The sequence below is a fragment of the Streptomyces sp. LN549 genome, assembly GCF_043203805.1.
Lineage (GTDB): Bacteria > Actinomycetota > Actinomycetes > Streptomycetales > Streptomycetaceae > Streptomyces.
Genome location: NZ_JAZHRI010000002.1, coordinates 149,419 through 168,861 on the forward strand (window position 1 = coordinate 149,419; position 19,443 = coordinate 168,861).

The 19,443-nt window shown below is 68.0% G+C and carries 20 protein-coding genes and 1 pseudogene; 12 read left to right on the plus strand and 9 right to left on the minus strand.

From position 1 onward, the window contains the following. Positions 1-158 precede the first annotated feature (158 nt). On the plus strand, positions 159-2,231 hold the full coding sequence (locus SH922_RS00715; RefSeq protein WP_393053280.1) for a discoidin domain-containing protein: 2,073 nt from the start codon (positions 159-161) through the stop codon (positions 2,229-2,231). Positions 2,232-2,340: 109 nt separating this feature from the next. Here the strand turns inward: SH922_RS00715 and SH922_RS00720 are convergent, their stop codons facing one another. Then, positions 2,341-2,469 (minus strand): hypothetical protein, encoded by a 129-nt coding sequence (locus SH922_RS00720; protein WP_393053283.1) that lies wholly within the window; start codon positions 2,467-2,469, stop codon positions 2,341-2,343. 157 nt (positions 2,470-2,626) lie between these two features. Here SH922_RS00720 and SH922_RS00725 point away from each other — a divergent pair, with 157 nt between their 5' ends. After that, positions 2,627-3,763: an MFS transporter gene (locus SH922_RS00725; protein WP_393063427.1), complete on the plus strand. Its 1,137-nt coding sequence runs from the start codon at positions 2,627-2,629 to the stop codon at positions 3,761-3,763. Positions 3,764-4,103: 340 nt separating this feature from the next. Here the strand turns inward: SH922_RS00725 and SH922_RS00730 are convergent, their stop codons facing one another. After that, positions 4,104-6,194, minus strand: coding sequence for a DUF6351 family protein (locus SH922_RS00730; RefSeq protein WP_393053286.1), 2,091 nt, complete (start codon positions 6,192-6,194; stop codon positions 4,104-4,106). 490 nt (positions 6,195-6,684) lie between these two features. Here SH922_RS00730 and SH922_RS00735 point away from each other — a divergent pair, with 490 nt between their 5' ends. Then, positions 6,685-7,386: a hypothetical protein gene (locus tag SH922_RS00735; protein WP_393053288.1), complete on the plus strand. Its 702-nt coding sequence runs from the start codon at positions 6,685-6,687 to the stop codon at positions 7,384-7,386. A 101-nt stretch (positions 7,387-7,487) separates the two neighbouring features. On the opposite strand, the gene SH922_RS00740 is transcribed toward SH922_RS00735, so the two are convergent. Beyond that, on the minus strand, positions 7,488-7,856 hold the full coding sequence (locus SH922_RS00740; protein WP_393053291.1) for a hypothetical protein: 369 nt from the start codon (positions 7,854-7,856) through the stop codon (positions 7,488-7,490). 126 nt (positions 7,857-7,982) lie between these two features. On the opposite strand from SH922_RS00740, the gene SH922_RS00745 reads away from it, so the two are divergent. The 3 genes and pseudogenes from SH922_RS00745 to SH922_RS00755 all read left to right on the plus strand — a co-directional run bounded on the left by SH922_RS00745 (position 7,983) and on the right by SH922_RS00755 (position 8,861). Further along, entirely contained in the window at positions 7,983-8,306 is a 324-nt protein-coding gene (locus SH922_RS00745; protein WP_384270134.1) for a hypothetical protein, read from the plus strand. A 112-nt stretch (positions 8,307-8,418) separates the two neighbouring features. After that, positions 8,419-8,625 (plus strand): annotated as a pseudogene (locus SH922_RS00750) (transposase); the annotation flags it as partial. A gap of 32 nt (positions 8,626-8,657) precedes the next feature. Further along, positions 8,658-8,861, plus strand: a complete 204-nt coding sequence (locus SH922_RS00755; protein WP_393063831.1) for a hypothetical protein — start codon at positions 8,658-8,660, stop codon at positions 8,859-8,861. 654 nt (positions 8,862-9,515) lie between these two features. On the opposite strand, the gene SH922_RS00760 is transcribed toward SH922_RS00755, so the two are convergent. Next, positions 9,516-10,667: a phosphotransferase gene (locus SH922_RS00760; protein WP_393053293.1), complete on the minus strand. Its 1,152-nt coding sequence runs from the start codon at positions 10,665-10,667 to the stop codon at positions 9,516-9,518. Positions 10,668-10,852: 185 nt separating this feature from the next. On the opposite strand from SH922_RS00760, the gene SH922_RS00765 reads away from it, so the two are divergent. Then, entirely contained in the window at positions 10,853-11,350 is a 498-nt protein-coding gene (locus SH922_RS00765) for a hypothetical protein (RefSeq protein WP_393053296.1), read from the plus strand. Positions 11,351-11,629: 279 nt separating this feature from the next. On the opposite strand, the gene SH922_RS00770 is transcribed toward SH922_RS00765, so the two are convergent. Both SH922_RS00770 and SH922_RS00775 read right to left on the minus strand, forming a co-directional pair. Further along, complete coding sequence (locus tag SH922_RS00770; protein WP_393053299.1) at positions 11,630-12,310, minus strand: 4'-phosphopantetheinyl transferase; 681 nt, start codon at positions 12,308-12,310, stop codon at positions 11,630-11,632. Next, on the minus strand, positions 12,307-13,158 hold the full coding sequence (locus SH922_RS00775) for a metallophosphoesterase family protein (protein ID WP_393053302.1): 852 nt from the start codon (positions 13,156-13,158) through the stop codon (positions 12,307-12,309). The genes SH922_RS00770 and SH922_RS00775 overlap by 4 nt, the downstream gene beginning before the upstream one ends. 212 nt (positions 13,159-13,370) lie before the next feature. Here SH922_RS00775 and SH922_RS00780 point away from each other — a divergent pair, with 212 nt between their 5' ends. Beyond that, a complete protein-coding gene (locus SH922_RS00780; RefSeq protein ID WP_393053305.1) occupies positions 13,371-13,538 on the plus strand; it encodes a hypothetical protein in 168 nt (55 codons plus the stop codon). Between the two features lie 13 nt (positions 13,539-13,551). Here SH922_RS00780 and SH922_RS00785 read toward each other — a convergent pair whose 3' ends face one another. After that, a complete protein-coding gene (locus SH922_RS00785; protein WP_393053308.1) occupies positions 13,552-14,421 on the minus strand; it encodes a helix-turn-helix domain-containing protein in 870 nt (289 codons plus the stop codon). A 153-nt stretch (positions 14,422-14,574) separates the two neighbouring features. Between SH922_RS00785 and SH922_RS00790 the strand changes: the two genes are divergently transcribed. From SH922_RS00790 to SH922_RS00805, 4 genes are read left to right on the plus strand one after another with little or no spacing between them, the layout of a single operon-like run. After that, positions 14,575-14,913 carry a carboxymuconolactone decarboxylase family protein gene (locus tag SH922_RS00790; RefSeq protein ID WP_393053311.1) on the plus strand — a complete coding sequence of 113 codons (339 nt, stop codon included), beginning with the start codon at positions 14,575-14,577 and terminating at the stop codon, positions 14,911-14,913. Between the two features lie 31 nt (positions 14,914-14,944). Next, on the plus strand, positions 14,945-15,787 hold the full coding sequence (locus SH922_RS00795) for an SDR family oxidoreductase (RefSeq protein ID WP_393053314.1): 843 nt from the start codon (positions 14,945-14,947) through the stop codon (positions 15,785-15,787). 32 nt (positions 15,788-15,819) lie between these two features. Further along, on the plus strand, positions 15,820-16,242 hold the full coding sequence (locus SH922_RS00800) for a cupin domain-containing protein (RefSeq protein WP_393053317.1): 423 nt from the start codon (positions 15,820-15,822) through the stop codon (positions 16,240-16,242). A gap of 32 nt (positions 16,243-16,274) precedes the next feature. Next, positions 16,275-17,261, plus strand: coding sequence for a zinc-binding alcohol dehydrogenase family protein (locus tag SH922_RS00805; protein ID WP_393053320.1), 987 nt, complete (start codon positions 16,275-16,277; stop codon positions 17,259-17,261). Positions 17,262-17,528: 267 nt separating this feature from the next. Here SH922_RS00805 and SH922_RS00810 read toward each other — a convergent pair whose 3' ends face one another. Both SH922_RS00810 and SH922_RS00815 read right to left on the minus strand, forming a co-directional pair. Further along, a complete protein-coding gene (locus SH922_RS00810; RefSeq protein ID WP_393053323.1) occupies positions 17,529-18,266 on the minus strand; it encodes a hypothetical protein in 738 nt (245 codons plus the stop codon). Between the two features lie 159 nt (positions 18,267-18,425). After that, entirely contained in the window at positions 18,426-19,178 is a 753-nt protein-coding gene (locus SH922_RS00815) for a hypothetical protein (RefSeq protein WP_393053326.1), read from the minus strand. Positions 19,179-19,443: the final 265 nt, after the last annotated feature.

Here is a 19,443-nt window from a genome sequence, read left to right on the forward strand (position 1 = left end):
GCACTCGTGCAACGCGCAACTGGCCGCATCCGAACACGGGTTCACCAAAGATGAGAATTTCTCATGTTTACCTGCCCGGACCGTTGACTCCGCCGACAGTGGTCGCGATTCTGATAACCCGTCAGTAACTTGAATGAGCATGCCAATCGAAGTGAGTGATGACCATGGCTCAACCTCCACGCCGCAGAATCAGATCCCTCACGGTGGTGTCACTGCTCATCGCCGTGATGTCGCTGGTACTCGGCCCGATGCCCACCTCCGCGGCGGAGCCCGACCCCGGGTGGTGGAACCCGACCGCGCGGCCCGCGCCCGACGCGCAGATCAACGTCACGGGCGAGCCCTTCAAGGGCACCGACTCCCAGGGCCGCGTGAGAGGCTTCGTCGACGCCCACGACCACATCATGGCCAACGAGGGCTTCGGCGGCCGGCTTATCTGCGGCAAGCCGTTCTCGGAGCAGGGCGTCGCCGATGCGCTCAAGGACTGCCCCGAGCACTACCCCGACGGCTCGCTCGCGGTCTTCGACTTCGTCACCAAGGGCGGCGACGGCAGGCACGACCCCGATGGGTGGCCCACCTTCAAGGACTGGCCCGCCCACGACTCGCTGACCCACCAGCAGAACTACTACGCCGAGATCGAGCGGGCCTGGCGAGGCGGCCAGCGGGTGCTGGTCAACGACCTGGTCACCAACGGAGTGATCTGCTCGGTCTACTTCTTCAAGGACCGCAGCTGTGACGAGATGACCGCCATCCGTCTTGAGGCGAAGAAGTCGTACGACATGCAGGCCTTCATCGACAAGATGTACGGCGGCCCGGGCAAGGGCTGGTTCCGGATCGTCACCAGCAGTGCGCAGGCCCGCGAGGTCATCGAGCAGGGCAAGCTGGCTGTCGTCCTGGGGGTGGAGACGTCCGAGCCGTTCGGCTGCAAGCAGATCCTGGACATCGCGCAGTGCAGCAAGGAGGACATCGACCGCGGCCTGGACGAGCTGCACGAACTGGGCGTGAGCAGCATGTTCCTGTGCCACAAGTTCGACAACGCCCTGTGCGGGGTGCGCTACGACTCCGGCGCCCTCGGTACGGCGATCAACGTGGGCCAGTTCCTGTCGACCGGCACCTTCTGGAAGACGGAGACCTGCCGCGGTCCGCAGCACGACAACCCCATCGGCAACGCGGTGGCGGCGGAGGCGCAGAAGCTGCTGCCGAGCGGGGTGGCCGTCCCCTCGTACGCCTCGGACGCGCAGTGCAACACCCGCGGGCTGACCAGCCTGGGTGAGTACGCGGTGCGCGGGATGATGAAGCGCCACATGATGCTGGAGGTCGACCACATGAGCGTCAAGGCCGCAGGTCAGGCCTTTGACGTCCTCGAGTCCGAGTCGTACCCGGGCGTCATCTCGTCGCACAGCTGGATGGACCTGGGGTGGACCGAGCGGCTCTACAAGCTCGGCGGGTTCGCCGCCCAGTACATGAGCGGCTCCGCGGCGTTCAGTTCGGAGGCCGACCGCACGGACGCGCTGCGCGAGAAGTACCAGGTCGGCTACGGCTACGGCACCGACATGAACGGCGTCGGCGGCTGGCCGGCCCCGCGGGGCGGGGACACCCCCAACCCGGTGAAGTACCCCTTCCGCAGCACGGACGGCGGCTCGGTGATCGACAAGCAGACCACCGGCGAGCGCACGTGGGACTTCAACACCGACGGCGCGGCGCACTACGGCGTGGTCCCGGACTGGATCGAGGACATCCGCATCGTCGGCGGCCAGAAGGTCGTGGACGACCTCTTCGCGGGTGCCGAGTCCTACCTGCGCACCTGGGGGAACGCCGAGAAGCACCAGTCCGGGGCGAATCTGGCCTCGGGTGCGGCCGCCTCGGCGTCCACGTCCCAGTGGTGGAACCCGGCCGTCAACTTCGCTCCCGGCCAGGCCGTGGACGGAGACAAGGGCACCCGCTGGGCCAGCGAGTGGAAGAACGACGAGTGGCTGAAGATCGACCTCGGATCCGCGAAGCCGGTCAAGCGCGTCACCCTCGACTGGGAGGAGGCATACGCGAAGTCGTACCGGATCGAGCTGTCGCAGGACGGCGAGAGCTGGCAGACGGCATGGTCCACGACCGCCGGTGACGGCGGCCTGGACACAGCGTGGTTCGCCCGGGCTCAGGCCCGCTACGTACGAATCCACGGCCTGGAGCGCGGCACCAAGTGGGGCTACTCGCTCCGGGAGGTCGGCGTCTACAGCGACTGACGGCACCGGCGGCGGCGCGCCGGGCCGGGGCCGGCCGGATCAGCTCTTCCGATCCGGCCGGCCTGAGCAAGCCCGAGACCACGATCGCTGCGTGACGCAACCTCTGGTTTCACACCGGTGACGCCGTGGTGCTCCAGCCCCACGGCGTGTCCGACTTCGCCGGCGGCTCGGTGACCGGATCCTCCTGCGCGGCGAGAACCTGTCCTCCTTCCAGGTGGAGGACCTGCTGAACCAGCACGAGCGGTCCAGCCGGCCGCCGCGTCCGCGATCCCGGGAGCGAGTGGGACCAAGACCATATCGTCGCGTGCATCGTTCATGGCGATCGCCACCGGCCAGGAGGCTTGCGTGGCTGCGACCGGGTGACGACCGTCGGCAGAGCACCTGGATGCTGGGCCCTGTGGACCCGTGGCCCACCACGGCGCGCGTCCCCGGCGAACTTCTCCGGCCCCGAACTCACCAAGGTCTTCGCGATCTTCGGACCCGTCCTCGGCCTGGGCGGCATCATCGGCCCGGTCCTGGGCGGCTTCCTCATCGAGGGCGACTTCTTCGGCCTGGGCCGGCGGTCGGTGTTCCTGATCAACCTGCCCATCGGAATCGCGGCGCTGGTCGTCGCCGCGAAGTGCGTACCCAACAAGGCGGGCGACCGCACGGTGCGGGTCGACATGGCCGGCGCGGCCCTGGTGGTGGTGTCCTGCGCGCTGCTGGTACTGCCTCTGAACCAGGGGCAGGAGGACAACTGGCCGCTGTGGACGTGGCTGTGCATGGCCGCCTCGGTGATCGGTTTCGTCCTGTTCGCCGTCCAACAGCGCCGAACGGCCACCGCGGGCCGTGAGGCGCTGGTGACGCCGGGCCTGTTGCGCAAGCCGGCCTTCAGTGTCGGGCTCGGCGGCATCGCCCTGTTCTTCGGCGGGCTGATCGGCACGCAGCTCGTGCTGACCCTGTTCCTCCAGATCGGCCAGGAGTTCACCGCCGGTGACGCAGGACTCGCCAACCTGCCGCTCGCGGTGGGAACCGCGATCGGCGGTGCTGTCAGCGGCGCGTTCCTCGCGGACAGGATCGGCCGCAAGGTGCTGCAGATCGGACCGCTGGTCCAGCTGGCCGGCGCGGCCGTGCTGTGGCTCGAGCTCGACGGCCTCGACACCGGCTCGTTCTCGATCCGGGACATCGTGCCCGGCACTGCGGTGGCGGGCGTCGGCGCAGGCATGGTGATCGCCGCCCTGTTCAGCTTCATCCTCGCCGCAGTCGACGACGACGAGATCGGATCCGCCTCCGGTGTGCTGACGGCGGTCCAGGCGGTCGGCGGCTCCATCGGCGTCGCGGTCTTCGGCTCGGTGTTCTTCGCCCGGGCCGAGACCGGTGACTTCACCAGGGGCTTCCAGCACGCGCTGATCGTCCAGGCGTGTCTGCTGGTGGCGTTCCTCGCGATCACCTACCTGCTGCCCAAGCAGGGCCGCCCCGAGGAAGAGCAGCACGGCACCATCCCCGGGGCCGCTGCCGACGGATCCGGCGCGAAGCGGCACCTCACCGTGTGAGCCCCGTCCTGGGGGCGCCCACGAGGAGCGGTCCCGGGCCCGCGTATACGGACCGTGCGCCGCTATCCCGTCGGACACGGCCCCTGCAACGTCGTCAGGCTGTGATCCGAATTGGTCAGCGCCGGTACTGGCCGGCCAGTACCGGCGCCGGGTACGGACGACTGACAGGCTGACCTCGCCACAGGTCGCCTTCGTGAACGCGGCGCAGGTCCTGGGGCGCGCCTCAGGGGTCCTGTGGCCCCCCGAGCAGCCGGATGCGAAGGCTGGGCGCCTCTGCCGTGACTGGCGATGCCCGCACATGCGCGAGTGCCTCAGTTCGGGCTCGCCTGCCGCGATCCTGTCACTTCCGGTCGAAGGAGAGCCATGTACCGGCAAGGCCCTGCTGGCCCACCCCAGGCTTGGACCAATCGCAGACACCGTCCCGGAAGATCGCCTTCAGATCGTTGAACTGGCCGTCGGTCACTGGCCCGCGGTAGTCGGAACGGATCACGGAACGCTTGCGGCACTTGACGATGTCGTTGGCCACATCGGCTCCCGCGACCATCCGCGGTGATGTCCACACCGGGTAGAGGGTGTTGCACTCGGTGTTGTCGATGCCCTCGACCTGGGGCTCCGTGATCTTCTTCGCGCCGATGCCACGGGTCCAGCAGGCGTCCGTGAGACCCTGCGGCTGGTGACGGACGATCTTCTCGATGGGGGCGTCGGCGCCGGAGTCTCCCTTGATGCCGGTGAGCCACTGGTCCATGTCGGACAACATCCCGGCGAGAGTGAACCCGTGGCCGTTCGCGCGGGTGAGCATGACCTGATTCGCGTGGGTGCCGTTGGCCTTGTCCAGGCGCGCCCGAGTGGAGAAGGAGTGGAACCGCATGTGCATGTCGCCGGCCGACGCATCGTCCGTGTAGTCACGGTAGTCAATGATCGGAACGTCGGCGAGGCCGCCACCGCCGTTCAGCATGCGGCCCGTGCGGTAGGCCGTCCGTACCGCACGGGGATCGGCTACGGTGCGCTCCGCGGCGGGCTTGGCATCATCGTCCAGGCCGCCTATGCGCCGGTTCAGGTCGATGAACTGGTCCATGTCGATGACCCCCTTGTCCAGAGCCTCGAGTCCGTACTGGATTCCGGTGTTGTCGAGCGGCCTGCGCACCTTCCCGGTTTCCGGTTCCTTGCCGTAGACGTTCACGGTGTGGCTGTAGACGTCACAGCGGGCACCATTCGGATTGGTTACGGGGTCGTAGCGCTGCTCCTCGGGCAGTTGGGGCGGGCAGAACACCGTGGGGTCGATTCGGCCGCCGGCCCGGGCCAGGCTGCCGATGCTCTCCCACTTACCGAACCCGGAGACCGCCTTCTGCTGCTCCTTGGTGAATGCGTCCGGCGCGACTTCCCTGAAGTAGTGGTTCAGGAGCTGGGCGTCACTGAGGGTCTGTATCGTCCCGAAGCCGACGTCGGGGAAACTGCAGCCGGAGAGGATGCCGTCCAGCAGGCCCGGGTAGTTGTCCGCGATCTGGTGGGTCTGGTACGAGCCGCCGGAGCAGCCGTTTCCGATGGTGAAGGCCGGGTCGCCGTACGTCTCCACGAAGCGTTCCTTGACCATGCTGGTGGTCTCGGCGGCCAGCAGATCGTTGCAGTTGTTGCCGAAGACGTTCAGCGTGGACGATGCGACGCCGTAGCCCTTGCTCAGGTACGTGTCATTCATGATGCCGACGGTGTTGCGGCCCTGGACGTACCAGCCGCTGGAACAGCCCCCGCCGAAGCCGTACACGAGGCGCCCGTTCCAGCCCGGTCCACGCTGCAGCGGGTCGGGTGCACCGGATTTCGGGTCGTGCAGCACGGCCGTCTCGTAGATGCCGCGGTTGATGGTGCCGGTCTCGACTCGGACGATGTACGGCACCGCCTTGCCCATGCTCGTCGTGGCGGTCGCCAGGTCTGCGGGGCGGACGTTCTCATCGGGCAACGGAACGAACTTGCCGGCCGTGGTGCGATACATGTAGTCGACGCGGGTCCTGACCGAGCAGTCCTTGTCGATCGGCTGCCCGAGCGTGCCGCCGGTCACCGTCTTGAACTCGGCGGTGTCACAGATGAAGGGCTGCTCCTGCGGACCGGCGAACACCGGCCCGGTGATGGGGTGGTTCTTCAGGGTCAGTTGTCCGGTGTCCGCGCCCTGAGCCCTGGCCGTGAGCCTGTTGTCGCCCTTGGACAGCTCCTTCACCACGCCCATCAGCGCATCACCGGACGGCCGGAAGCTCGAGGTCACGTCCCGGCCTTCCAGCTCGACCCGGACCGTGTCGGCGGCGATGGCTGCGGGCACCTCGACACGTATCAGGGCGTCACCTCCCGAAACCGTGCCCGGCCGCGACGATACGGCCGTCACCTGCAGCTTCGCGCGTTCCTGACCACCGGCCGGCGTCGCTGACGCACCTACCAACACGCCCATGAACGCTATGCCGGCCAGACCGATTTCGACCGGCCTCGCGGGTCCTCTGAACAACACGACGGAACTCGCCTCATTTCCTGGAGTCGGAGATCGTACTCAGTGCGTAGAAGCGGGCTGCGGGCCCGCCGGGGACGGTGATGCGAGTGTCCCGATGTCAAGGTGTGCGGGTCGCCGTGCCAACAGCATGGGCGTGACACCGCGGTTCAGCGAACGGGCGATGCCTGCCCACGAAGCCGCCGAGGGACTTCAGTTGGGCCCCGATCAGCTGCTTGCTGCCCTGCGAAAGCCATGCCACTCCTTGATGAAAACGTTCCCGCAAATTCAGTGATGTTCTGGAGGCACATCATCGACAGCAGTCGAGCCGAACCGCAAGACCCGTGCATCCAGAAGGATTTATTCGGTGAAGTGGCCCTGCCGCACGCCTTGACATGCCCTGGGAACGTTCGCAAGCATCAACCGCATTGGCAGGATCCAGGATGCGGGCCGGCCGGTGCCCCCGGCTCAGGACGACGAGGAGGCCGCGCGTGGCAGCCACGATTCGGGAGGAGGCGAGCGCCGCGGGCGTCTCGGTGTCGGCGGTGTTCCGTGCGTCCAACGCACCCGACAGACCCGGACGACAACCCGGCAGCGCGTCCTCGGCGCGGCGGCCGAGCCGTGCCACTCCCCCAACCCGGCGGCGCGCAGCCTGCGGGGCGGCGACACGGGGACGCCCGGGCTGATCGACCCGGACATCTCCAACCCGTTCTTCCCGGCGATCTTCAAGGCGATGCAGGCCAGGGACCGGCGACTGGCGCGCACGGTCCTGGTCGCCGACAGCGACGAGCACGTCCCCGATGACCGGCTGCTGACTTCGAGACCATGCAAGGCCGTGCGCTCTGTACGGGAGCAGCCTGACTCTTCAGCTTTGCCAAGGAATGTGGGGCGGAGAAGGCCGTGCCGGATGCCCGGCAACACCGGCGGCCTGATGGCCTGCGCCCGCCCCCAGCTCGGCGACCCTTCGCCCGGCGGCGTCACCGAGGACCAGCCGCTGCGGTTCCGTCGGTTCCAGGGCGTCAACTTCCCACTGCACGGTCGGGTCGACGTCGAAGCCAAGTGCGAGCAAAGAGCGGCCAACGGGAAGGTCTGTGCTTCCCTTCGGTCGCGGGCAGCCAGGAATCATGGATCAACCGGTGGATGGATCGACTGGTGTTAGGTGAGCGGCAGACGCCCAGCCGGGTCCAACACCCCCGTGCGCGCTCCTCAGCCCCGTTCGGCTCCTCTCCCCGGCAGCGCCTGACACGGCTGTGGCCGTCCTCAACCGCAGTTGCGGGAAACCCCTTGGGCTCCGTGCTCCCGGGCCGACGCGATACCCGCCCGTACCGCTTCCAGCAGGGCTTCCAGGCCCTGTGCCCGCTGCCATTCCTCGGCAGAGTGGTGCCATGTGTGCCCCAGGATCGCGGCCGGACCGTTCTCCCGGCCGGCCGCGAGCAGCGCCGACCGGAAGGGGAGGCGGACCGTCGAGATCGTCGCCGGTTCGCCCGAAGCCCCGGCGTCGCAGGGGCCCGTGACCCGCAGGTCCATGTTCCGGATGTGGAACCGCTTCGGATAGCTGCCGAAGACCTCCAGGATCCGGCCGTCGAACGTGTAGAACTCTCGAGCAGCATCATTCCCAGCACGGGCCACGCCTCCCGCCTGCGACGGTGCAGCCGCGTGGTGTCCATCTCGCTACGTAAACTGTTGGCTCGTATGCCCGTCTGTGATGGCTACGCGCGCGCTGACGGTTTCCCGTTCGACCCGAAGGACTGAGCCGTGCCCGACCGACCTGAGATTGTCTGCATCTGCGGCTCCACCCGGTTCGTGGACGAGATGAGCGCGGCGAACCGTGATCTGACCTTCGCAGGTGTCATCGTCGTCGCGCCAGGCGTCTTCCTGCGCGCCGAGGATCACGAAGCAGACGAGTTGATCACCAACGAGCAGAAGACCGCGCTGGACGCCCTCCACCTGCGCAAGATCGACCTGGCTGACAGGGTTCTGGTCGTCAACCCAGGCGGGTATATCGGCGAGTCCACGAGCAGGGAGATCGCATACGCCCACGCCACCGGCAAGCCCATCTCGTTCACCGATCCCTTCTGACCAGTAGACGCCTCGTGGTGCGCGCGGGCAACGAGTCTCGGTCAGCCTTGGAGCGTGTTGCTGGAGGGTCTTCGAATTCGTCGGGCGCAGCCTTGTGCTCGTATCGCGTGACGTGATCTCGGATGAGACGTCGGCCGTGCTCGGGCCGTTGTTCCCGGGCGTGAAGGCCAGGGGCCGCCCGCCTGTCGATCGACGCACGGTCGTCGAGGCGGCGGCGTGGCGGTTCCGCACCGGGGCGCCGTGGCGGGATCTGCCGGAGCGGTTCGGGAACTGGAACACGATCTACAAGAACTTCGACCGGTGGTCGAAGGCTGGGGTGTGGGCGCGGGTGCTCGAGCAGGGGTCCAGGAGATGGCCCACCGGGGCGGCGACGTCGAGTGGGTCGCGTCGATCGACTCCACGATCGTGCGCGTCCATCAGCGCGGCGCGACCCTGCCACGGGACACAAGGGCGAGGTCGACCTACAAGAAGTTCGGTGATGAACCCGCTGATCACGCGATCGGCCGCTCCCGCGGCGGACTGACGGCCAAGTCGTACCTGGTCGCGGACGGCTAAGGGCTGTCCTGCAATTCCTGGTGGATCAGCGCGCGGCGTCAGATGCGGTGCATCGCAAGGCGGAGGGACGCCCGAATACTGGATGTATTCGGGCGTTCCGACAACGCCGCGAGGTGCCGTAGCTGTCGTCGCGCGCCCGCCAGGAATTGCGGGACAGCCCTTAGGGACGGGTACTGGCGTTCATCCTTACCGGCGGCCTGGCCGCGGACACAACCATGCTGCCCGACACGCTCGACGAGATACGCGTCGCCGGTGCGACGGGGCGTCCGCGAGCAAGCGCCCGGACCGCCTGCTCGCGGACAAGGGCTACCCGTCCAACGCGAACCGGGCCTGGCCACGCAAGCGTGGCATCGCCACGACAGGTGGCAGTTGGCCAGCAGGTAGCCCACGACCTTGCGACCCGACTCGGCGACAGCGACCAGCGTGCCGGGCGCCTCTCCGAGCCTCTGCCATGTCACGTCGAACGCTCCGCGTTCTGGAGCGAACAACCTCGCGAAGTCGCGGGACAAGGGCCAGACCTGATCGGCGTCTCCCGGCTGTGCGGGGCGGATTCAGGGATCGCCGCAGTCTTCCGGGCGCTCACGCGTGCAGCAAGGCTTTAGCAACACGCCCTACGAGCTCGTGCGCGGTTAGCGGTGAGGTGGACGCTCGGGTTCAGTGCCGGGCCCGGTAGGGCGGGAACCTTGCCGAGTCGGCGAAGTCCTGGTCCGCGTCGGGCCATCGGTGGCGTAGCTCAGCGGCGATACGGCTGATCCAGGAGGTGAGATGGGGCATAGTCCTGTAGGTCTGGGCGGTGCGGGCGGCTGCTTCCAGCGTGGCGATGAGCTGGAGTCGGCTGTGGTCACCTGGCGAGCGGGTGTCGAGCAGGGCGAATCTCTGCAGACGGACCAGCATCCAGGACACGCAGGCAGCGGCGAGGCCGTCTCCATATCGCCGGTCGTCCTCGGCCGCCGGGATGCCGCGGGCCAGAGCGCAGCGGTACTGGTCGGCGAGGCCTGTGGCAGTCGGATTGCCCACTGCCAGCCAGGCCGGGCCGGGCACGTAGAGGCACACGGCATCGGTCAGCGCGTGCGTGTAGCCGGCGAATTCGAAGTCGATGAGGCGGGCCTCGGCCGGGCCGGAGGCGTGGAGCAGGATGTTGTTGACTTCCGCGTCCCCGTTACTCAGGGCAACGAAGGGGCCTGGACCAGCCAACTCCTCCAAGGCTGAGGAGAGTTCGTGCGCCGATCGGGTGTCCAGGGGTACACCGAGCGACGAGGCGTGCTCGATCGCTGCCGCCCGGAGAGGGGAGAGCCGTCCTCCCCGATCGGCCGCAGCATCAATCGGTCCCAGCTCGGCCCGGCGGGTGTAGTAGGTCTCGGCCCTCCCCGCAGTGGCCGCACTGAGCTCACCGCGGGCGCGGGCGAACGCGGTCAGTCGGTCGCCGTGCGTTGCCGCTCCGTCCCGTCGAAGCAGTTGGTCCAGGGAGACGCGGGGAGCGAGGTCTTCCAAGACGAGGAATCGGGCAACGGTGTCGGCGGCGATGACGCGAGGCGCGAGGTTGATCCCGACATCCTCGCTGAGGAACTGGAGCGCGGCCAGCTCGTTACGCAGCCGCCATGGAGCAGAACGAGCCTCGCGATACCCGTCCGGTATCCACTTGACGACGACGGAGCGCGGAAGCGCGGAAGTACTTTGGAGCCAGACCCGGGCTACGGCCCACGGATCCAGTCGCTCCAGGCGGTCTACGGCGACCGGCGAGGCGCAGACGTCGGTCAAGAGGTTCTGCAGCGCATCGACCCGAAAGGTCCCGCTGGGGGCAGCCATCCAGCCACCCTACGACTCGCCCCTTTGCACCGGGCACGCGTGCGAGGAACCAGGGCGAGCAGTCTGGTCCTCCTCCGAGCGTCACCTGGGGAACTTCAAGGCTCTGACCAGATCTGAGTGAGTGGTCCTGTAGTTTCTTCCGAACTCGCGTGGGCGGGTCTCGGTGGAGGCGACAGGGAGTGTCCGTGGCTCACGAACGGCTTGATGCCGAGTGGCTTCGCAGCTGGTGTGAACAGACGGATGCGGCGCTCGCGAGGCTCATGCAGCCGTTTCAGTCACGGTATGGCTTCGAACCTGGCAACAACGTGGTCGTGCTCGCCACGGAGGCGAGCCATCAGGCCACCGCCGCGCTCGTGGAGCTGACGCCGATTGCCTCGGACCTGACGACTATGTACTGGGTGATCGACGAGGTCTCCCTGTCCGATGTCGAGAACGGCTACTTCGTCCATCCGGCCTCGCTGGTCGCGGACCACTTCCGCGAGTACGGGACCGTCCGGATCGACGGGGAAGAGCCTGCCCTGGTCTTCGCCAGCGACGGCGGTGGCCATCTGTTCGCGCTGGCAGGCTCCGGGCGGGTCTGGAGGTCGACCACCGCCTCGTGGTTCGATCAGTTCGATCTCGCTGCGGCCAGTCTTCAGGAATTCTTCGAGGGGCTCTCTCAACAGATCAGCAGTCAGCCCTGACTTCCGGCCGCAAGGCAAGCCGAATCGTCATGGCCAGGCTGGCAGTTGGGCCGCTGGTTGATCACCTGGAGCAGTGCGTCGCACCGTCCGCGGGCAGCGGCAGACAGCCTGGATCGTCGCTGATCAGCACCTCGGGCCAGCGAGACGAACCGCGTGCCGGTATTCCGGCGGCCCTCGATCACGGCCCTGTGTGACCTGGCCGCGAGTTCGGCAGCGGTGGTGAAGTGGCCCGCCGCCCGGCATCGTCCACGGCCCGCCCCAGCGCGAGGGAAAGCACTCTCAGGGGTGCGGAACCGTGAGCGCAGTGACGACCAGGCCGTGGCGGATTATCCACCGCCCCTCGAAGATCCCTATCCGTCGTCCTCCGACCAGCGGTCCCGGGACGAGCAGTTCGGCGCGAAAGCGGCCCTGCGGCGACGTTCCGGGGTCCTGGTGAAACCCGATGTCCGCGTCCTCGAAGTCCAGCCATTTGCCGGTCAGCGGGAACCATGCCTTGTAGACGCACTCCTTCGCGCTGAACAGCAGCCGGTCCCAGTGGACGGCGGGCTGCCCGGCGGCAAGCACGGCCAGCCGCTCCCGCTCGGCCGGGAGCGCCACGGAATTCAGGACGCCGTCCGGAAGCGGACCGTGCGGTTCGGCGTCGATGCCGAGGGAGGCCAGGTCGGTTGCGCGGACGAGGGCGGCGGCGCGGTATCCGTCGCAGTGGGTCATGCTTCCGCGCAGGCCCTCCGGCCAGCGCGGGGCGCCGCGCTCACCCGGCAGGATGGGCTGCGGCGGGACGCCGAGCCTCGCCATGGCCCGGCGGGCGCAGGCACGCACCGCGGTGAACTCACGGCGGCGCTTTTCCACCGCCCTCGCCACCACCACCTCTTCCTCGGGGTGGAGCGCGGCGTGGCAGGCCTCGTCGTCCCCTCGGCTCTCCACGGCCACCACCGAGTCCGGGAGTACTTCCTCGATCACTGGCTGTCTCCTGCGGTCGGCAGAATGCGGCGCAGTCTGCCGGGCGCCCCCGGGCGGGCGCGCCACTCACGGGGATATCCCACCGACACCTCTTCGAAGCGGACGCCTTCGTGCCAGGTGGTCCGGGGGATGTGGAGATGGCCGTAGACCATGGCGGTCACCCTGAATCTGTGGTGCCAGTCGGCGGTCAGCCGGGTGCCGCACCACATGGCGAACTCGGGGTACCGCAGGATGTCTGTGGGGTGTCGATCCAACGGATAGTGGTTGACGAGGACCGTGGGCAGGTCCTCGTCGAGCGCCGTCAGCCGGCGCTCGGTCTCGGCCACCCGGTCCCGGCACCAGGCCTCACGGCTCGGGTAGGGGTCGGGGTGCAGCAGGTACTCGTCGCTGCAGATGACGCCGGTCTTGTTTGCGTAGGCGAGCCCTTCGGCCTTGGTGGAGCAGCCGGCCGGCAGGAAGCTGTAGTCGTACAGCAGGAACAGCGGTGCGACGGCGACTGGGCCGGTGGGACCGTTCCAGACCGGATAGGGGTCCTCGGGAGTGCTCACGCCCAGCTCGCGGCACATCTCGACGAGGTGCTCGTAGCGGGCGGCGCCGCGGAGGGTGACGGCATCCGTCGGGTGCGTCCACAGTTCGTGGTTGCCGGGAGCCCAGACAACCTTGCGAAAGCGGCTCGACAGGGTTCTGAGGGCCCATCCGATGTCGTCCACCGTCTCCGCGACGTCCCCGGCCACGAGCAGCCAGTCGTCATCGGAGCCGGGCACCATCTGCTCCACCAGGGCCCGGTTCTCGGGATAACTGATGTGCAGGTCGCTGATGGCCAGCAGTTGCCCGGTACCGCCGGTCATCGAAGTCCCCTCGTCCGCGCACGTGATCGCGTCCACGACAACACATCTCACGCCTCCCTGACAAGCACTCACGTGCCACGGGCGGTCAGCTCGACGGCCTCGCTGGGATGCGGGGACCGTGCCGACCGGGCCTACCCGACCGAGTGCACTCCGACGACGGCACTTCGTGCTGATCGCCGCGTGTCGGCGCCGCCGAGCCGGAAACCCCCGGCGTGCTCCTGCTTCTGCTCCTGCTCCTGCTTCTGCTCCTGCTCCTGCTCCTGCTCCTGCTCCTGCTCCTGCTCCTGCTCCTGCTCCTGCTCGAGATGACCGCGCGGCGGCCGACGGAACGTCCTGCGCCCGCCCGGAAGGCCTTGGGTCAGCAGCCCTGCCGCAAATGACCACACATGGAGTTCAGCCGGCGGGTTCTGCGGTGGTGCGGTGCTGGTCGGCCGCCCACGAGGCGAGGATGCGCAGTCCGTCGTAGGTGGAGGAGCCCACTTCGGCAGTCCATACGACGAGTTGCTGGTCGGGGTCGGTGCTGGCGGTGAGCGTGTCCCAGTCCAAGGAGAGCTCGCCGGCGATGGGGTGGTTGAGGACCTTCGTTCCCACACTGAGAGTGGCGACATGGTGTGCGGCCCACCACTGGCGGAAGTCCTCGTCCTGAACGGACAGTTCGCCGACCAGAGCGGTGAGGCGGGGATCGTCCGGGTACTTCGCCGCCTCCATCCGCAATTGCGCAACGGCGGTACGGGCAACGCTTTTCCAGTCGGCATACAGGGTGCGCATTTTCGGGTCGATGAAGAGAATGCGCACATAATTCCGGTGCTTTTCCGTGACAGTGGCAAAGTCGGTGATGAGGGCCGCCGCGAGGGGGTTCCAGGCGATGACGTCCATCCGGCGGCCCATCACGATGGCGGGCGTGGCGGTGAGGTCGTCCAGGACCCTGCGTAGCTGCGGCTGGACCTTCTGTCGGGCCCGGCGGCGCGGCTTTGCCGTCTCTTTCCCAGCCAGGCCGAAGAGGTAGCGTCGCTGGTCGTCGTCCAGACGCAGGGCCTGGGCCACCGCCTCCAGCACCGGCGCCGATGGAGGCAGCCGGCCCTGCTCCAGGCGGGTGTAGTAGTCCGTGGAGATCACCGCGAGCTGAGCGACCTCTTCCCTGCGCAGCCCGGAGACGCGGCGCGGCCCGCCGCTGTCGGGCAGGCCCGCGGCGCGGGGGCTCAGCTCGGCCCGGCGGGCCTTGAGGAACTCGCCCAGCTCGTTCAAATGCGGTGTCGGACTCATGCCCCCAGTCTGGCAGCGGACGGGCGCGGCGTGAGGGGGAAGGATTCTTCCCAGGATGCTTCCTTCCCAGGAACAAATTCTCCTCTGCACGTGCGCGCGCAGAAGTGCCAACCTGGAATTCCGCCAGCCAGGGCATGGGAAGGAAAGAGCATCGTGTCCGAAAAGAAGTCCGCAGCACAGCAGGCCATCGGCGACGCCGCCCCCAAGCTCGCCGGCCTCACCGACCAGGTGCTTTTCGGCGACGTCTGGGAGCGCGAAGGGCTCTCCCCGCGGGATCGCAGCCTGGTCACCGTTACCGCACTGATCGCCCTGTATCGCACCGACCAGCTCGGCTTCCACCTCAGGCTGGCCCTGGAGAACGGGGTGACCAAGGATGAGCTGGCCGAGGCCTTCACCCACCTGGCGTTCTACGCCGGCTGGCCCAACGCCATGGGCGCCGCCGGCCAGCTGAAGGCTGTCCTGGCGTCCGCCGACGCCCCCCAGGACCACTGACACCCCCCTTTACACAGGAGCACGCTTTCTCATGAGCAAGGTCATCTTCGTCACCGGTGCCGGGCGCGGCCTGGGAACCGACATCGCCCGCCAGGCCCTGGCCGCCGGCCACCAGGTCGTCGCCACCGGCCGCCGCCCCGCGAACGTGCTTGACGCCCTCGGCGGCGAGCAGGGAAACCTCCTGGTCACCGCCCTGGACATCACCAGTGCCGACGCCGCCCAAGCGGCCCTCGACGCCGCCGTGACCCAGTTCGGCCGTATCGACGTACTGATCAACAACGCCGCCGCCTTCCAGGCCGGGTACTTCGAGGAGATCTCCGACGCCCAGATGCGGGCCCAGATCGAGACGAACCTGTTCGGCCCGATGAACATCACCCGCGCCGTCCTGCCCGTCATGCGCGCCCAGAGCTCCGGGCACATCGTCACGATCTCCTCGATCGCCGGGCTGGCCGGCCAGGAGTTCTGCGTCGCCTATGCCGCCTCCAAGTTCGCCGTCGAGGGCTGGATGGAGTCCCTGCGCTACGACGTCGAGCCGTACGGCATCCGCACCACCATCGTCGAGCCCGGCTTCTTCCGTACCGAGCTGCTCGTGGACGCCTCCACCAGCTGGGCGGAGCTGTCCATCGACGACTACGCCGAGCGCACCAGGACCACCAAGGCGATGTGGCAGTCGATGAACGGTCAGCAGGCCGGCGACCCGGCCAGGCTCGCCGACGCCCTGCTGAAGGTCATCGGCCTGGACGATCCGCCGCTGCGCTTCGTCGCAGGCGACGACGCCATCCCCACCGCCGAAGCCAAGGGCCAGGAGATCACCGCGCAGGCCACTGCCTCCCGCGCGCTGGGCAGCGGCCTCGCCCACACCGACGCCCGCTGATCCAGCACCCGATGCACACCAAGGAGCACGTCATGGAATTCGTCACGCCGCAGCCCACCGGTAGGGGTCCCGAGAACTGGTTCAACGGGGACGTCTGGTTCGACGTCATCCACGCCGGCACCGAGCCCTCCCGCATCCGCGCCAACATGGTGCGCTTCGCCCCCGGCGCCCGTACCGCCTGGCACCACCACGCCGTCGGGCAGACCCTGCACGTCGTCGCAGGTATCGCCCTGATCGGTACTCGCGACGGCACCGTCCACGCCGCCCAGCCCGGCGAGACCGTCACCTGCCCGCCAGGAGAAGAGCACTGGCACGGTGCCGCCGAAAGCCGCTTCATGCAGCACCTCGCGCTGTGGGACGGCACCGCACCGGACGACGACCGCCCGGAGACCACCTGGCTGGAGCACGTCACCGACGCCCAGTACCAGGCCCCCCGTACCCGCAACAGTCACTGACCTCAGCCGCGCCGGCGAAGGAGCACCCGACCATGACCACCACGATGACCGCCCTCTTCGGCGGCACCGGACCCCACTGGGCCCCCCGCCAGGTAGCCGTCCCCGAGCCGGGCCCCGGTCAGATCGTGGTGCGTACACACGCGGTGGCGCTGAACAACACCGACGCCGTCATGCTTGCCGCCGCCGACCCCAGCACGGGCGGTAGCGGCAAGGAATACCGGGCCGGCTACGAGTTCGCCGGTCAAGTCTCAGCAGTCGGCGACGGCGTCGGCACCGCCACCGTGGGCCGTCATGTGATGGGCACGGCCCCCGCGGCCTTCGCCCAGTACGTACTGGCCGACCACCGGCACGTCCTGCCCATCCCTGACGGGCTCGGCTATTCCGAAGCCAGCGCGCTGCCCACCGGACTGCTCACCGAGCACGGCGCCCTCACGACCGGCGGATTCCGCCCCGGCCAGTCAGTGCTGATCACTGGCGCCACCTCCAGCATCGGCCTCATCGGCCTTCAGATCGCCCGCGCCCTCAACGCCGGCAGGATCATCGCCACCACCCGCAGCGCTGCCAAGCACGACCTGCTCAAGCAGGCCGGAGCCGACACCGTCGTCATCACCGGTGAACAGGACCTCACCCGGTCAGTACTCGACGCGACCGCCGGCGAAGGCGTCTGCCTGGCCCTGGATCACGTCGGCGGCCAGACCTTCGCCGCCTGCCTGCCGGCCACCAAGGTGGACGGCGCGGTGGTCAACATCGGCCGCCTCGGCCAGGCTGCCTCCACCATCGACCTCGACGCCCTGTCCTACCGCCACCTGCGCCTGCACGGAGTGTCCTTCGGCTTCACCCGCGCCGCGGAACTCGGCGCTGTCATCGCAGCCGCCGGCCGGGATCTGCTGCCCGCCGTCGCCGACGGACGCGTACGCCCCCTCGTGGACAGGACCCTCTCCTTCGACACCGCCGCCGAGGCTGCCACACGGCTCCGCTCCCACCAAGCCCAAGGAAAGATCGTCTTCGCCGTCCCGTGAGAGGGTTCAGACTTCGTCATCATGGGCCCCGAAGAACTGGCCTCGACCGGTTCGAGGAGGTCCGGGACTCGGCTTACCGACGGATCACGGCCCGGCCGTCATACACCGGGGTCATACACCTCGCCGACCGCGCCTTTCCCGACCTACGAGCCAGGAACGGTCCGGCGCCTGCTCTCTTCGTCCGGGTAACACTGCCCTGGCCAGGGTGTTGACCAGTGCCGCGGCAGCTCTCTCCCGGCTTTGCCCCGCTACACGTGCTGGTCTTGTTCAGCTGTGCCGCATCCAGATGTTGGGCTCTCGATACACGCCATGATCGGCGGATCGGTCGACCCGAAGGAGACTCAGTCCTCCTGGAATCACGTAGTCGCCCGACTCGGGGAAGGCCATGCCCGTCCAGTGTTCCCACTCGGCGACCGTGCCGGTCATCGTTTGCGAAGCGGGAGCTGCCGAAATGATCTCGGCACCGAGCCGCTGATGGGTCCGTATCCACGGGTCGAGGGCCATCCCGTCCTCACGGCACCACCTCATGAAGGTCTCGATGGGCGTCAACGGATACTGGGCCTTCGTCGTCGGGCGGACCGGCGCGATGACGTTGCCCAAGCCGGCTTTCTCGGCTGTCTGACGCAAAGCTCTGAGTGTCTCTCCTGCGAGCCCGCGCCCCTTGAGCGACGGGGTGACGACAGCTCCGCAGATGACCAGAGTGTTGGCTTCGGTCCCCTGCTCACGACCTTCGACCGCACGGACAAGAGCCTGGGTGTACCCGGTGGGGAGCGTCTCGGTCAGGCCGTCCCAGTGGATTGGTACACCCCAGCCCGATGCGACCGGCGCCTCGTGCTCATCCACCAGCGTCAGGTCCAGACCGGCGAACCACTCACCGACCCTGCCTATGTACTCCTTCACCAGCCGGTCAGCGGTGATGAACTCCGGAAAGCCCTCACTGAAAAGCTCCGTCAGCTGCTCGTCAGGCCACGTACGCGCGTCAGTTCGCTCGATCTTCAATGCCATCCCTGTTCATAGCACACAGGTTCTCAGTAGTCCCTGCACCGTTTCCATCCCGCCGTATGTGACCAGGAGCTGCCGGCACCGGTCCGCAAGCGCCTCCAGCCGGGCGGCCCCGCCGCGCCAGGGATGTGGAAACTGAACGAAGCCCGGGGGCGAAGCTCCTCAGGAACGCAGGGCCTCAAGTTCGTTCGCGCGACGAAGATCTTTGGGGCGGCCGAGGGAGCGCCTCATGAGGATCAGATCGTCCAGATCGGCGTACCAAATGTCGAAACCGGCCGGATCATGGGTGCTCACGGCCCGGGTAAGGCAGGGCATGACATCCATGTCACCCCAGGGAAGTGCAGGTGTGCACAGGTCGCCGCTGACACCGGTCACCTGGTAGGCCACCTGCGGCCGGTCCAGTTCGGGCAGGGCCGTGCAACCCGTGGCGGCCAGGGCATCGTTCAGGGCGCGCGCCTGCTCCGGCGAGCCGTCCCACAGGAGGTCGAGGTCACCCGTCAGCTCTGTCGAGCCGTGCATGATGCCGGCGACCTGACCTATGACCACCGCGCGCGAGCCAGCGTCGTGCAGAGCCCGAAGAAGGGGCAACGGGTCGAAGCCGAGCGCACCGTCCGTGGCGAAGGTGCCGGCAACGTCATTGGCTTCCTCCGGGCCGCACCCCGTGGCGGCACGTTCACGGGTAACCTCCCGCGTACGACGAACAGCGTGGTGAAGTCGCAGCACAGCAGTCTCATTCACCCGGCTCATTGAACCGTAATCGCTCATCGGCCTGAAGACGGGATGTCGGCCGGTTGCCGCATCAACGCTGCCGTCACTCAAGAGCCGGCGGAAGCTCTGCTCAAGCAGTCGGACGTGTGCAGTTTGCGCATCGTCCTCGCGGCGCTCATTGACGCGGACGATGACACAGGCGATCAACTCGACGTCGCAATCAACGATGTCTGCTGCCAGCCCGAAGAAGGTCTCGAACGGCTCGGGAAGCAGGCATCCGACGCCGGCGTCGGATGAGGTCGGGCGTACGAGTCACCGGTCCCGCGTCGTCTTGGTGGTGCACATGGACGCCAGGTGCGTGAGCGAGGGGCGCCGGCCCACAGGCAGCCGGCGTGGTTGAGGCGGTTGTTCACCGCACTGTGCCGCCCGGCCTGCTTGTGTTCGACAGCCCCAATTGACGTGAACACGTCTT